Origin of the sequence: Paraburkholderia sp. NPDC080076 (genome assembly GCF_050281145.1) — a bacterium.
Lineage (GTDB): Bacteria > Pseudomonadota > Gammaproteobacteria > Burkholderiales > Burkholderiaceae > Paraburkholderia.
Map to the genome: position 1 here is coordinate 108118 of NZ_JBNNWQ010000016.1, position 13023 is coordinate 121140.

Here is a 13023-nt window from a genome sequence, read left to right on the forward strand (position 1 = left end):
TTAGTCCGCGTCGCCCAGCGAGGCCAGCAACTCGGCCTGATGCTCGCTGACGAGCGCCGCGATCAGTTCGTCGAGATCGCCGTCCATGATTGCGTCGAGGCGGTAGAGCGTCAGGTTGATGCGGTGATCCGTCAGACGCCCTTGCGGGAAGTTGTACGTGCGAATCCGCTCCGAGCGGTCGCCCGAGCCGATCAGGCTCTTGCGCGTGGCGGCTTCCTTCGCCTGCTGCTCGTGCGATTGCTTGTCCTTGATGCGCGCGGCCAGCACCTTCAGCGCGCGGTCCTTGTTCTTGTGCTGCGAACGGTCGTCCTGACATTCGACGACGATACCCGTCGGCAAGTGCGTGACGCGCACTGCGGAATCGGTCTTGTTGATGTGCTGCCCGCCCGCGCCGGAAGCGCGGAACGTGTCGATCCGCAAATCGGCCGGATTGATCTCGACTTCGCCGATTTCGTCCGCTTCCGGCATGACCGCGACCGTGCACGCCGACGTATGAATGCGGCCTTGGGTTTCAGTCGCCGGCACGCGCTGCACGCGATGGCCGCCGGACTCGAACTTGAGCTTCGAATAGGCGGCTTCGCCCGCGATCCGCACGATCACTTCCTTATAGCCGCCCAGATCCGATTCGCTCGCCGACATCATCTCGACTTGCCAGCGGTTGCGCTCGGCAAAGCGCAGGTACATGCGCAGCAGGTCGCCCGCGAACAGCGCGGACTCGTCGCCGCCCGTTCCGGCACGGATTTCGAGAAAGATGTTGCGGTCGTCGTTCGGGTCTTTCGGCAGCAGCATTTTCTGCAACTCGGCGCCGAGTTTTTCCATGCGCTCGCGCGCCGCGCGAATTTCATCTTCGGCGAAGTCGCGCATCGACACATCGGCCAGCAATTCCTGCGCGGTGGCCGCGTCGTTCATGGCCCGGCGCCACAGCGCGTAGTGGTCGACCACCGGCCCGAGCTCGGCGTGTTCCCGCGTGAGCTTGCGGTATTGGTCGAGATTCGAGGTGATGTCCTCGCGGCTCAACAGATCATTCAGTTCGGCCAGCCGGGTAGTGAGCTGGTCGAGCTTGCGTTGCATGCTCGTTTTCATCGGACGGGTATCGGAGCGGGCTCCGGCAAGGACGACGACTAGGGGAGTGGGCGGATGCCCTGGTCAGAAGCATGTCGCGGGCCACTTGCGGGTAGCCCGGACAGCGCGGCGGTGGCTGCGCCGCTAACGCTCCGTGGAACCGGAGTGTTTGTAGAAACCGCTCATGAGTTCGATGAGCGTGTCACGGTTCTCGCTGCTCGCGCGATTCAGCGCGTGCGTGGGACCGTGGATCAGTTTATTGGTGAGCGATTGCGACAGCGCTTCGAGCACGGCAGCCGGATCGTCGCCGCGTGCGAGCATTTTCTGCGCGCGTTCGACTTCGGCACGGCGCAGCACGTCGGCTTGCGTGTGCATATGGCGGATCACCGGCACGATGCTGCGCGCGTCCAGCCATTGCATGAAATTCTGCACGCGCGTTTCGATGATCGCTTCGGCCTGCGCGACCGCGGCTTGCCGCGACGCATTGCCTTCGCGGACGATCGCGCCGAGGTCGTCGACGGTGTACAGGAACACGTCTTCGAGCTTGCCGACTTCGGGTTCGATATCGCGCGGCACGGCCAGATCGACCATGAAAATCGGCCGGTGGCGGCGCGCTTTGACTGCCCGCTCGACCGCGCCCAAGCCGATGATCGGCAAGGTGGACGCCGTGCACGACACGATAATGTCGAACTCATGCATGCGCGACGGCAGCTCCGACAGCGGAATGGCCCGGCCGTTGAAGCGCTCGGCGAGACGCGTGCCGCGCTCGGCCGTGCGGTTCGCGACTACGAGTTCCTTCGGCTGCTGCGCGGCGAAATGCGTGGCGCACAACTCGATCATTTCGCCCGCGCCGATGAACAGCACGCGCTGGTTCGAGACCTTGTCGAAAATCCGTTGGGCGAGGCGCACGGCCGCGGCCGCCATGGAAACCGACTGCGCGCCGATTTCAGTCGTGCTGCGCACTTCCTTCGCCACGGCGAAGGTGCGCTGAAACAGCTGGTTCAAATAGGTGCCGAGAGCGCCGGCTTCCGACGCGGTACGCACCGCATCCTTCATTTGTCCGACGATTTGCGTCTCACCCAGCACCATCGAATCCAGCCCGGACGCGACGCGGAACGCGTGACGCACGGCTTCCGATTGCGGCAGCGCGTAGACGTGCGGCGCGAGTTGGTCGATGGGCAGGTTGTGGTACCTGGACAGCCACTGGATCGCGGCTTCGCGCGCGGCCTGGTCGTCGGTCGCGCAGTAAAGTTCGGTGCGATTGCACGTGGACAGAATTGCCGCTTCCGGCGCCGTGCGGGCCGATGGCCCCAGCCAGACGCTCTTGAAGGTGTCCAATGCAGGCTTGATCTGTTCGAGCGGAAACGCCACGCGTTCGCGCAGGGCGACAGGCGCAGTGTGGTGATTGATTCCGATCGTTAGAAGCTGCATGTGGGGGAGCTATGGTTTAGCCCAATATTATAGCGTTTCCACGATTTTCACATTGTGCGTGGCTTATTCCGCGTTTACAACGGCTTCCGGCGGGATCGCGTCGAGTTGATAGCCGTAGCCATACAGCGGCGTCAGGCAATAGCCGTGTTCAGGATGAAGCTGCAATTTGCTGCGCACGCGCGACGCGTGCGTGTCGACCGTGCGCGACCTTACGTCGCGGCGGCGCGTCCAGACGTTTTCAAGAATATGCGCTCGCGACACCGGCCGCGAGAGATTGCTGAACAGCAGCAGCGCGAGGTGGAATTCCTTTGGCGTGAGCGTGACCGTTTGCTTACGGAATGTGACGGCAAATTGCGCCGCATCGAACGCATATTCGCCGATGACGTCGCGCCGCCGGTTGGGCAGCCGCCGCAAGCCGGCACGGCGCAACAGCGCGTCCACGCGGGCCAGCATCTCCGGACCGCGGACCGGTTTGGTCAGGCAGTCGTCGGCGCCGGCGTGCAGCGCGGCGACAATCTGGCTTTCGCGTGGCGCCGACATCAGCACGATCACCGGCAAACCCGGCAGGATGGCGCGGGCGCGCGCGATGACGTCTTCGGCGGAGTGGTCGCCGGCCCAGCTTTCGGTGATGAGAAGGTCGAAGAATTCTTCGCTGGCGCGCGTCAGAAACGGCACGCTCGCGATGAAGTGCTGACACAGATGGCCGCCGGCGAAGACCAGCCGGCCGACCAGTTCAGCATGCCGCAAGTCCGGCTCGATAAGGGCGATTCGCATGACGCACTTTCAGCGTGGCAATGACCGGGGACCAGGCTTTTCCGTAAGGCTCACAGCTTGCCTAACATCACCCCGACCCCTAAACTCAACCGCTATGCGGAAAGCGCCGTGCTGAACTTCTATAGTTAATGAGACAAAAATGCTAGCTGTGTTGGCCCCTTGCGCCCATGAGACGAATCCGAAACTGCGCGAGGCCGGCCGTTAATGGGGTGGTCCGGCCTTGTAGTGTTGGGGGCGGCGATCGGCCTTGCGGGCTGGTGGTTGCATCCGCTGCGACGCGCGAGCCGCGCCCGGTGGTGGGTGGCGCTGCTGGCCGGCGTGCTGGGCGCGGCCGTCGCGCACATGGCCGGCAACGTGATTGGTCTCTTCCATGACGGTGATACGCTCGAATGGCCGGTTTGCACCGCCGTCGCGTTGATCGCCGTCGCCGTGACGGTCGGCTTGCTTTCCCGTCGATGAATATTTGCAGGTGACTCCGATGAATGCCCGACTCCCCGAAACTTCCTCCATTCCCGAACGTCTTGCCACCTTGCGCAACGCAATGGCGCGCGAAGGCGTCGCCGCCTACCTGGTGCCGTCCGCCGACCCGCATCTGTCCGAGTATCTGCCTGGGCGCTGGCAAGGCCGGCAGTGGCTGTCCGGCTTCACCGGCTCGGCCGGCACGCTGGTCGTGACCGCGGACTTCGCCGGCGTCTGGACAGACAGCCGTTATTGGGAACAGGCCAACGCGCAACTAGCCGGCACCGGCGTTCAGTTGATGAAGATGACCGGCGGCCAGCAGACCGTGCCGCATTTCGAATGGCTCGCTCAGAACGTGCCGGCAGGCGCCACGGTCGGCGTGGACGGCGCCGTGCTCGGCGTGGCGGCGGCGCGGGCCTTGAGCCAGGCGCTAAGCGCGCGCGGCGTGCAACTGCGCACCGACGTCGATCTGTTCGACGCGATCTGGCCGCAGCGTCCGTCGCTGCCGGCGGCCGCCGTGTTCGAGCACGCCGCGCCGCATGCGAGCGTCGCCCGGTCGGACAAGCTCGCGCAAATTCGCCGCGCCATGGCGGACAAAGGCGCGCAGTGGCACTTCATCTCCACGCTCGACGACCTCGCGTGGCTGCTGAATCTGCGCGGCGCGGACGTCAGCTACAACCCGGTGTTCGTGGCCCACGCGCTGATCGGTGTCGACCACGCGTCGCTGTTCGTCGCCGACGGCAAGGTGCCGCAGGCGCTCGCCGATGCGCTGGCGAAAGACAATATCAGCGTCGAGCCGTATGCGAAGGCCGCGGACGCGCTGGCCGCGCTGCCCGCCGGCAGCACGCTGCTGATCGACCCGCGCCGCATCACGTTCGGCTCGCTGCAATCCGTGCCGTCAACGGTTACGGTGGTCGAAGCCGTCAATCCGTCCACCTTCTTCAAATCGCGCAAGACCGCGGCGGAAGCCGAGCATGTGCGTGAGACGATGGAACAGGACGGCGCGGCGCTGGCGGAATTTTTCGCGTGGTTCGAAGGGGCGCTGGGCCGCGAGCAGATCACCGAACTCACCATCGACGAGCGTCTGACGGCGGCTCGCGCGCGCCGTCCGGGTTTCGTGTCGCTGAGCTTTGCGACGATCGCCGGCTTCAACGCGAACGGCGCGATGCCGCACTACCGCGCCACCCAGGAATCGCATTCGGTGATCGAAGGCAACGGCCTGTTGCTGATCGATTCCGGCGCGCAGTATCTGAGCGGCACGACCGACATCACGCGCGTGGTGCCGATCGGCACCGTCAGCGAAGCGCAGCGGCGCGATTTCACGATCGTGCTGAAGGGCACCATGGCGTTGTCGCGCGCGCAGTTCCCGCGCGGCATCCGTTCGCCGATGCTCGACGCGATCGCCCGCGCGCCGATCTGGGAAGCCGGCGCCGATTACGGTCACGGCACCGGCCACGGCGTGGGCTATTTCCTGAACGTGCACGAAGGCCCGCAGGTGATTTCGCACTACGCGCCGGCCGAACCGTGGACCGCAATGGAAGAAGGCATGATCACCTCGGTCGAACCGGGCATTTACCGTCCGGGCAAATGGGGCGTACGGATCGAGAATCTCGTGCTGAACGTGCCGGCCGGCCAAACCGAGTTCGGCGATTTCCTCAAGTTCGAGACGTTGACGCTGTGCCCGATCGACACGCGCTGCCTCGATCTGTTGCTGCTGCGCGAGGACGAACGCGCGTGGCTGAACGCGTATCACGAGACCGTGCGTACTCGCCTGACGCCGCACGTGTCCGGCGACGCCAAAGCGTGGTTGGAGTTGCGCACGCAACCCATCTGATCGCGATCGGAAATCAGCTTACGGAGAGTGCATGGCCATCAAGGCAGTGGTGTTCGATTTCGGCGGCGTGCTGATCGACTGGAGCCCGGAGTATCTGTATCAGGAACTGATCCCTGACGAGACCGAGCGCCGCTGGTTCCTGACTCACGTCTGCTCGATGGACTGGGTGATCCGTCAGGACGGCGGCCAGCCGATCGTCGAGGCCACCGCGGAACTGGTTGCGAAGTTTCCCGATCACGAAGCGCTGATCCGCGCGTTCTACGAACGCTGGCACGACATGGTGGCCGGCGTGCTGGAAGAGGGCGTGGCGATCATGGAAAAGCTCGAAGCGGCCGAGGTGCCGCTCTTCGGGCTGACCAACTGGTCGGCGGAGACCTTTCCGTATGCGTGGGAGCATTACCCCGTGCTGCGGCGGTTTCGCGACATCGTCGTCTCGGGGCGAGTGAAGATGGTGAAGCCAGATCCGGCCATTTTCGCGGCCATGCGCGAACGGATCGAGGCGCAAATGCCAGGCATCGAGCCCGGCGAACTCGTCTTCATCGACGACAACCTGAAGAATGCGGAGGCCGCAACCGCGCTCGGCTGGCACGGCGTGCATCACACCAGCGCCGTGCGAACCGAAGCGAAACTGCGCGAGTTGGGGCTGCCGGTTTAAGGCTGGGACGGTTCCGAAGAAATAGCGAGGCAGCTGCGTTCCAGTTTCGGCGCGCCTCGCAAATTGAAGGGAGACTGCGCGAGCTTGGGCCAGCAGTTCGAAGCTCGTGCGTTTCTGGCAGCAAAGCGGCGCGGCCGCGCTCCAACGGCGCTGCTTTAACGCTGCCCCCATCGACGCAGTTTTGCCCCGGCCTACTGCCCAAGCAGATTTTTCAACGCGTTCCCTAAGCCTTTCACAGTTTCCCCCGCGCCCTTTGCCACGCCCTCGACGCTCACTCCGAGCGCCTTCGCAAAGCCGGTGCCGATGCGCTTCATCAGGCCTTCCTGCACCGAGAATTTCGGGTCGCGCAAATTCCCATCCAGAACGAAATGCAACGTGATGTCGCCGTTGTGCGACTTGAGCGCGGCGACCGCAGCCTTGGTCGGAATCGACATGAAGGTGTCGAGCGGGTTGCCGGTGTCGGCGAGCTGCAGATTGTGGACCGTCACCGTGCCGGGTGCGTGCAACTGATAGTTGCGTACCGTCGAGTCGACCGTCAGGTCAATCGTGCCGCCGGTCACTTGCGCCTTGGTGCCGGCCTTTTTGATCAGGTACGGGTCGAGCATCACGATGTCGACGCCGCGCAGTTTGCTGGTGGTCTGCGAATCCTTGCTGGCGATCTTGATCCAGCCGGCGAACGACACGGTGCCCGTATGCGCCGGGCCCTTGATCGAGCCCGTGACATTGACGTTGGTCGGCTCAGTGAGGGCGGGCAGGTGCAGATTGTCGACGGTCGCGTTGGCATTGCTGACCGTCACTTTGAACGGCGGCGGCCCAACCGTCATGTCGTAGAAGTGGAAGTTGCCCTGCTCGAAGCTGATGTGATCGACCTGCTTTTCGCGGGGCGTGGACGCCGCCGCGCCGCTGGCTTCGATGTCGTATCGGTTCACCGATTCCCGCAGATTCGGCATCAAGCGAATCGTGCCGTCTTTGGTGCGCAGCACGGCGATATCGAAGCCGCGCACCACGACGCTACGGATATGCATGCGCCGCGCGATCAGATCGCGAATATCGGGCGTGACGGTGATTTCGTCCGCCCGGAGCGGATCGCCGGCCGGCCAACCGGGCGGCGCTTTGAGAAGAACGTTGGTGAGATGAACCGAGGTGAGGCCGACGTCGATGGTTTCGGCGCTGCCCAAGGGACCGAGCGCCGCGATCACGCGCTCCTTGACCTCGCGTTGCGCGAACTGCAAGGCGCCAACCACGACGACGATCAGCACCAGCAGCACGCCGCCCACGGCGACGGCCCAGCGCTTGCCCTTCGACATCGCCATGCTTGCCTCCTCGTCACCGCGTGGCGCGCGGCGTGGCAGTGATCGGCCTTGTGCGCTCATCGGGTGGGCGCGCCTAGAGGTGTTCGTCCGGGCGGAACGAGGAATGCACGCGTCTCGCCGCGATGACGTGTATCACGCCATGGCACGCAATGCGTGTGCCCTACCGCTCATACCGTCGACGCCAGGTGTTTGCGGCGCACGCCACGCTCGAGCGCCTTGAAAAACGGCCGTCGAGGCGGCCTGCGCGTCAGCCCAGCCAACGCGCAGGCCAGCCGGTCTCAGCTTATCGTGTGATCGGCTTGTAACGCAGACGCTTCGGACGCGCCGCTTCTTCACCCAGACGCGCGCGCTTGTCCGCTTCGTATTCCTGGTAGTTGCCGTCGAAGAACGTGATTTGCGAATCGCCTTCGAACGCGAGGATGTGCGTGGCGATCCGGTCGAGGAACCAGCGATCGTGCGAGATGACCATCACCGAGCCGGCGAACTCGAGCAAGGCGTCTTCGAGCGCGCGCAGCGTTTCGACGTCCAGATCGTTCGACGGTTCGTCGAGCAGCAGCACGTTGCCGCCCGCGATCAGCGTCTTGGCCAGGTGCAGCCGGCCGCGCTCACCGCCCGACAGGTTGCCGACCACCTTCTGCTGGTCGCCGCCCTTGAAGTTGAAGCGGCCGATGTACGCACGCGACGGGGTTTCGTACTTGCCGACTGTCAGCACGTCGGCGCCGCCGGAGATTTCCTCGAACACGGTCTTCGACCCGTCCAGCGCGTCGCGGCTTTGATCCACGTACGCGAGCTTGACGGTCGGGCCTTGCACGATCTCGCCCGAATCCGGCTGTTCGCGCCCGGTCAGCATGCGGAACAGGGTCGACTTACCCGCGCCGTTCGGCCCAATGATGCCGACGATCGCGCCCGCCGGAATCTTGAAGCTGACGTTGTCGAGCAGCAGACGGTCGCCATACGACTTGCTGACATTCTTGAACTCGATCACTTCATTGCCCAGACGATCGCCGACCGGGATGAAGATTTCCGAGGTTTCGTTGCGCTTCTGGTAGTCCTGGCTGTTCAGTTCCTCGAAGCGGGCGATACGCGCCTTCGACTTCGCCTGACGGCCCTTCGGGTTCTGGCGCACCCACTCCAGTTCTTTCTTGATCGCCTTCTGACGCGCCGACTCCGACGATTCTTCCTGCTTCAGGCGCTCTTCCTTCTGGTCGAGCCAGCTGCTGTAGTTGCCCTTCCACGGAATGCCGTGGCCGCGGTCGAGTTCGAGAATCCACTCGGCGGCGTTGTCGAGGAAGTAGCGATCGTGGGTCACGGCGACCACGGTGCCCGGAAAGCGCGTGAGGAACTGTTCGAGCCAGTCGACCGATTCCGCATCCAGGTGGTTGGTCGGCTCGTCGAGCAGCAGCATGTCCGGCTTTTCGAGCAGTAGCTTGCACAGCGCGACGCGACGCTTTTCGCCGCCCGACAGATGTTCGATCTTCGCGTCCCAGGCCGGCAGGCGCAGCGCGTCGGCGGCGATTTCGATCTGCTGCTCGGCGTTGCCGCCGTCGGAGGTGGCGAGGATCGCTTCGTACTTCGCCTGTTCGGCGGCGAGCGCGTCGAAGTCGGCGTCCGGTTCGGCGTAGGCCGCGTAGATTTCGTCGAGCTTCTTTTGCGCGTTGAACACGTCGCCGAGACCTTCCTCGACCGCTTCACGCACTGTCTTGTTCGGATCGAGTTGCGGTTCCTGCGGCAGATAGCCGATGTTCAGGTTCGGCATCGGCGTGGCTTCGCCTTCGATGTCCTTGTCCACACCGGCCATGATGCGGATCAGCGTCGACTTGCCCGAGCCGTTCAGGCCGAGCAGACCGATTTTCGCGCCGGGGAAAAACGACAGCGAGATGTCTTTCAGGATTTGACGCTTGGGCGGCACGATCTTGCCGACCCGGTTCATGGTGAAGACGTATTGGGCCATTTGCTTGCAATAGACGTTGACGACGCCGGCCGCGTAGGGGCGGGCGATCGTGGGTGGATGGGTAATCGGTGTCATGGCCGGGCGGAGCGCCCGGCGCCGGCCGGCGCGGCGTGAAGCATGGCGTCGAACTTCGCGACGCCCCGCGCGCGGGCGGGTTCTTCAGGTGGCATTGTACTTCGGCAGGGGCGCCGGACGGCAGTGGGTGTCCGTTCGGCCAGGGCCCGCTCGGATGATCAGAGCCAATCCGCGACACCGCCATGCCGCGAACACGTGCCGCTGCGATACCGGCTGAAGCTGTACGTGGCATCGCGGCAGCGCGCGGTCGCGCCTTCCGGCGCCTTGCCGGATAACGAGCGGGCTGGCGCGTGCACCGTGTTGCCGTCGCGATTCGTATAGGTGTTGTGATTGCTGAGGTTCGCTTCGTCGGGCGTGGTGCCCGGTTCGACATACGCGAACGCGGAGGACACGCTGAACAACAGCGCCGCGGCAACTGCCGTGCAGGCGCGCGGGGTGTTACGAGTCATGCCTGTCATGGTCTTTCGAGTGCTTGTTATTCTGACCTCACGCGCGCTTTGCGAGCACTTCAATTCGCGCGCCGTCCGCTCGCCGGATCGAAGAAATGCAGATGCCGCGCGGGCAGCGCCACTTGCAGCGCCTCGCCTGCCGCGGGCCGATGCGCGTGCGGCAAACGCACCGTCACGTCGTGCTTGCCCCAGCGGCCGTGCGCGAGATTGTCCGCGCCGAGCAATTCGCAGGAATCGACGGTGAGCGTCGCGTGCGGCGCATCCGCCTGGCCCGGGCTCATGTGTTCCGGACGAATGCCGAGCGTCCACTCGCGTCCTTTGGAGACTTCCCGGCCGATTGACGCCACGTCCGTCAGCGGCAGCTTCGGACCGTTTCCAGCCACTTCGAAAACTGAGCCGTCGTCCGACACGCGGCCTTCCAGCAAATTCATCCCCGGCGAACCGATGAAGCTCGCGACGAACACCGTGGCGGGCCGTTCATAGACATCGGTCGGCGCGCCGATCTGCTCGGCGTGGCCCTTGTTCATCACGATCACACGCTGGGCCAACGTCATCGCTTCGATCTGATCGTGCGTCACGTACAGACTGGTCGTTGCGAGCCGCGCATGGAGGCGCTGGATTTCGAGCCGCATCTGCACGCGCAAGCGCGCGTCGAGATTCGACAACGGTTCGTCGAACAGGAACACGGCCGGCTCGCGCACGATCGCGCGGCCCATCGCGACACGTTGGCGTTGCCCGCCGGATAACTCGCGCGGCTTGCGCTGCAACAGCGCTTCGAGTTCGAGAATCTGCGCGGCGGCCTGCACGCGCTTTTCGATCTGCGCGCGCTCGACGCCCGCGATCTTCAGCGCATAGCCCATGTTTTCGGCCACGCTCATATGCGGATACAGCGCATAGTTCTGGAACACCATCGCGATGTTGCGATCCTTCGGCTCGAGCTGATTGACCACTTTGCCGGCGATCGAAATATTGCCATCGGAGATACGCTCGAGTCCCGCCACCATCCGCAGCAAGGTCGATTTGCCGCAACCGGACGGGCCGACCATCACGACGAACTCGCCGTCGGCGACGTCCACGTCGATGCCGTGCAACACGAACTGTTTGCCGTCGTAGGTTTTTTTCACGCCTTGCAGAGTCAGTGCAGCCATGCCGTTTTAGCCTTTCGTTACGTGCCGCGGATCGCGCGGTGTTGTGATTTCTATGCCGGAAGAAGCGCGCTCAAACGGGCGCCGCTTACTTCTCCGCGTCCACGAGTCCGCGCACGAACCAGCGCTGCATCGTCAGCACGACTGCGAGCGGCGGCAGCATGGCGAGCAGCGTTGCGGTCATTACCAGATGCCATTCGGTCGCGGTGTCGCCCGACGCGATCATGCTTTTGATGCCGACCACGGCCGTGGTCAGCGATTGCTGGCTCGTGATCAGAATCGGCCACAGGTACTGATTCCAGCCGTAGATGAACGTAATCACGAACAGGGCAGCCATGTTCGTCTTCGACAGCGGCAAGACGACGTCCCAGAAGAACCGCATGGCGCCGGCGCCGTCGATGCGCGCGGCTTCCATCAATTCGTCCGGCAGCGTCATGAAGAACTGGCGGAACAGGAAGGTTGCGGTGGCCGAGGCGATCAGTGGCAACGTCAAACCGCTATACGTATTGCTCAGATGCATCGACGACACGACTTGCACGGTCGGAAAGATCCGCACTTCGACCGGCAGCATCAGCGTAATGAAGATCAGCCAGAACGCGAGGTTGCGAAACGGGAAACGGAAGAACACGATCGCGTACGCGGAGATCATCGAGACGGCGATCTTGCCGATCGAAATCACCAGCGCCATCACGAGGCTGTTGAACAGCATGCGGCCGAACGGCGCCGCCGCGTTGCCGCTGCCTTGCGACCAGACGGTCGCGATGTTCTCGAACAGATGCGTGCTCGGCACCAGCGAAAGCGGCACGCTGAACACTTCGTGCTCGCTCATGGTCGCCGCGCAGAACGCGACGTACACCGGAAACACCACCAGCACGACGCCCAGAATCAGCACCGCGTGGCAGAAGAGGTCGAAACCGCGGCGGTTCTCGATCATGAGTATTGAACCCTGCGTTCGATGAAGCGAAATTGCACGACCGTCAACGCGACGACGATCACCATCAGGATCACCGACTGCGCGCCGGAACTGCCGATGTCGAGCCCCTGAAAACCTTCGGCGAAGATCTTGTAGATCAGCGTGCGGGTGGCTTGCGCGGGACCGCCGCCGGTGGCGGCGTCGATCACCGGGAAGGTGTCGAAGAATGCATAGGTGATGTTGATCACCAGCAGGAAGAAACTGGTCGGTGACAGGAGCGGTAGTGCGATGCCGAAAAAGCGCCGCACCGGACCGGCGCCGTCGATCGCCGCCGCTTCGATGAGCGAGCGCGGAATCGCCTGCAAGCCCGCATAGAAGAACAGAAAGTTATAGCTGACCTGCTTCCAGACGGACGCGAGCACCACGAGGAACATCGCCTGGCCCGCGTTCAGCGCGTGATTCCACACGATGCCGTACTTGGCCAGCGCGTAGGTGACGAGGCCGATGCTCGGGTTGAACAGGAACGACCACAGCACGGCGGCGATCGCGGGCGCAACCGCGTACGGCCAGATCAGCAGCGTTTGATAAGTCTTGGCGCCGCGCGTCACGCGATCGGCGCAGACCGCGAGCAGCAGCGAGATCACGAGCCCCGACACCGTGACGAGCGCGCAGAAGATCAGCGTCGTATAGAACGACGAAAGATAGAGCGGATCGGCGAAGAGTTGCTTGAAGTTGGCGAGCCCGACGAACTCGCTCGATGTTCCGAACGCGTCCTGGCTTTGCGTGGATTGCCACAGCGCCTCACCGGCCGGCCACAGAAAGAACAGCAGCGTGATCGCGAGTTGCGGCGCGACGAGCAGGTAGGGCAGCAGGCTGGTGCCGAAGCTGGAGCGCTTTTCCATCGATGATTTCCAAGGTTCTGCTGCAAGCACGGGTTCCGGTGCGAGCGCACCGAAACCCTG

Annotated in this window: 12 protein-coding genes; 3 read left to right on the top strand and 9 right to left on the bottom strand. The window is 63.9% G+C overall.

Features of this window, described 5'->3' with window-relative positions; genetic code table 11:
* The 3 genes from prfA to ACQKRQ_RS39290 form a co-directional block, all read right to left on the bottom strand.
* A complete protein-coding gene (gene prfA, locus ACQKRQ_RS39280; protein ID WP_427483048.1) occupies positions 1–1083 on the bottom strand; it encodes a peptide chain release factor 1 in 1083 nt (360 codons plus the stop codon).
* 123 nt (positions 1084–1206) lie between these two features.
* Positions 1207–2493, bottom strand: a complete 1287-nt coding sequence (gene hemA / locus ACQKRQ_RS39285) for a glutamyl-tRNA reductase (protein WP_427483050.1) — start codon at positions 2491–2493, stop codon at positions 1207–1209.
* A gap of 63 nt (positions 2494–2556) precedes the next feature.
* Positions 2557–3267: a response regulator transcription factor gene (locus ACQKRQ_RS39290; RefSeq protein WP_132376775.1), complete on the bottom strand. Its 711-nt coding sequence runs from the start codon at positions 3265–3267 to the stop codon at positions 2557–2559.
* Between the two features lie 204 nt (positions 3268–3471).
* Here ACQKRQ_RS39290 and ACQKRQ_RS39295 point away from each other — a divergent pair, with 204 nt between their 5' ends.
* From ACQKRQ_RS39295 to ACQKRQ_RS39305, 3 genes are read left to right on the top strand one after another with little or no spacing between them, the layout of a single operon-like run.
* Positions 3472–3726: a hypothetical protein gene (locus tag ACQKRQ_RS39295; RefSeq protein WP_427483052.1), complete on the top strand. Its 255-nt coding sequence runs from the start codon at positions 3472–3474 to the stop codon at positions 3724–3726.
* A gap of 19 nt (positions 3727–3745) precedes the next feature.
* Positions 3746–5560: an aminopeptidase P family protein gene (locus ACQKRQ_RS39300; protein WP_427483054.1), complete on the top strand. Its 1815-nt coding sequence runs from the start codon at positions 3746–3748 to the stop codon at positions 5558–5560.
* 31 nt (positions 5561–5591) lie between these two features.
* Positions 5592–6215 (top strand): HAD family hydrolase, encoded by a 624-nt coding sequence (locus ACQKRQ_RS39305; protein WP_427483056.1) that lies wholly within the window; start codon positions 5592–5594, stop codon positions 6213–6215.
* A 191-nt stretch (positions 6216–6406) separates the two neighbouring features.
* Here the strand turns inward: ACQKRQ_RS39305 and ACQKRQ_RS39310 are convergent, their stop codons facing one another.
* From ACQKRQ_RS39310 to ugpA, 6 genes are all read right to left on the bottom strand, one after another.
* Positions 6407–7528: a DUF748 domain-containing protein gene (locus ACQKRQ_RS39310; protein WP_132376779.1), complete on the bottom strand. Its 1122-nt coding sequence runs from the start codon at positions 7526–7528 to the stop codon at positions 6407–6409.
* Positions 7529–7811: 283 nt separating this feature from the next.
* Positions 7812–9479 (bottom strand): energy-dependent translational throttle protein EttA, encoded by a 1668-nt coding sequence (ettA, locus tag ACQKRQ_RS39315; RefSeq protein WP_427483087.1) that lies wholly within the window; start codon positions 9477–9479, stop codon positions 7812–7814.
* A 233-nt stretch (positions 9480–9712) separates the two neighbouring features.
* A complete protein-coding gene (locus tag ACQKRQ_RS39320) occupies positions 9713–10012 on the bottom strand; it encodes a DUF3761 domain-containing protein (RefSeq protein ID WP_427483058.1) in 300 nt (99 codons plus the stop codon).
* Positions 10013–10062: 50 nt separating this feature from the next.
* The gene (locus ACQKRQ_RS39325; RefSeq protein WP_427483060.1) at positions 10063–11151 is read right to left on the bottom strand and encodes a sn-glycerol-3-phosphate import ATP-binding protein UgpC; all 1089 of its coding nucleotides are present in this window, start codon (positions 11149–11151) and stop codon (positions 10063–10065) included.
* An 85-nt stretch (positions 11152–11236) separates the two neighbouring features.
* A complete protein-coding gene (ugpE, locus tag ACQKRQ_RS39330; RefSeq protein WP_007180267.1) occupies positions 11237–12082 on the bottom strand; it encodes a sn-glycerol-3-phosphate ABC transporter permease UgpE in 846 nt (281 codons plus the stop codon).
* Positions 12079–12963, bottom strand: coding sequence for a sn-glycerol-3-phosphate ABC transporter permease UgpA (gene ugpA, locus ACQKRQ_RS39335; protein ID WP_012434461.1), 885 nt, complete (start codon positions 12961–12963; stop codon positions 12079–12081). Before ugpA ends, ugpE begins: the two co-directional genes overlap by 4 nt.
* Positions 12964–13023: the final 60 nt, after the last annotated feature.

Bases quoted from the DNA above. Each gene is read 5' to 3' on its own strand.
- prfA (WP_427483048.1), bottom strand. From the start codon at position 1,083: ATGAAAACGAGCATGCAACGCAAGCTCGACCAGCTCACTACCCGGCTG.
- hemA (WP_427483050.1), bottom strand. From the start codon at position 2,493: ATGCAGCTTCTAACGATCGGAATCAATCACCACACTGCGCCTGTCGCC.
- ACQKRQ_RS39290 (WP_132376775.1), bottom strand. From the start codon at position 3,267: ATGCGAATCGCCCTTATCGAGCCGGACTTGCGGCATGCTGAACTGGTC.
- ACQKRQ_RS39295 (WP_427483052.1), top strand. From the start codon at position 3,472: ATGGGGTGGTCCGGCCTTGTAGTGTTGGGGGCGGCGATCGGCCTTGCG.
- ACQKRQ_RS39300 (WP_427483054.1), top strand. From the start codon at position 3,746: ATGAATGCCCGACTCCCCGAAACTTCCTCCATTCCCGAACGTCTTGCC.
- ACQKRQ_RS39305 (WP_427483056.1), top strand. From the start codon at position 5,592: ATGGCCATCAAGGCAGTGGTGTTCGATTTCGGCGGCGTGCTGATCGAC.
- ACQKRQ_RS39310 (WP_132376779.1), bottom strand. From the start codon at position 7,528: ATGGCGATGTCGAAGGGCAAGCGCTGGGCCGTCGCCGTGGGCGGCGTG.
- ettA (WP_427483087.1), bottom strand. From the start codon at position 9,479: ATGGCCCAATACGTCTTCACCATGAACCGGGTCGGCAAGATCGTGCCG.
- ACQKRQ_RS39320 (WP_427483058.1), bottom strand. From the start codon at position 10,012: ATGACAGGCATGACTCGTAACACCCCGCGCGCCTGCACGGCAGTTGCC.
- ACQKRQ_RS39325 (WP_427483060.1), bottom strand. From the start codon at position 11,151: ATGGCTGCACTGACTCTGCAAGGCGTGAAAAAAACCTACGACGGCAAA.
- ugpE (WP_007180267.1), bottom strand. From the start codon at position 12,082: ATGATCGAGAACCGCCGCGGTTTCGACCTCTTCTGCCACGCGGTGCTG.
- ugpA (WP_012434461.1), bottom strand. From the start codon at position 12,963: ATGGAAAAGCGCTCCAGCTTCGGCACCAGCCTGCTGCCCTACCTGCTC.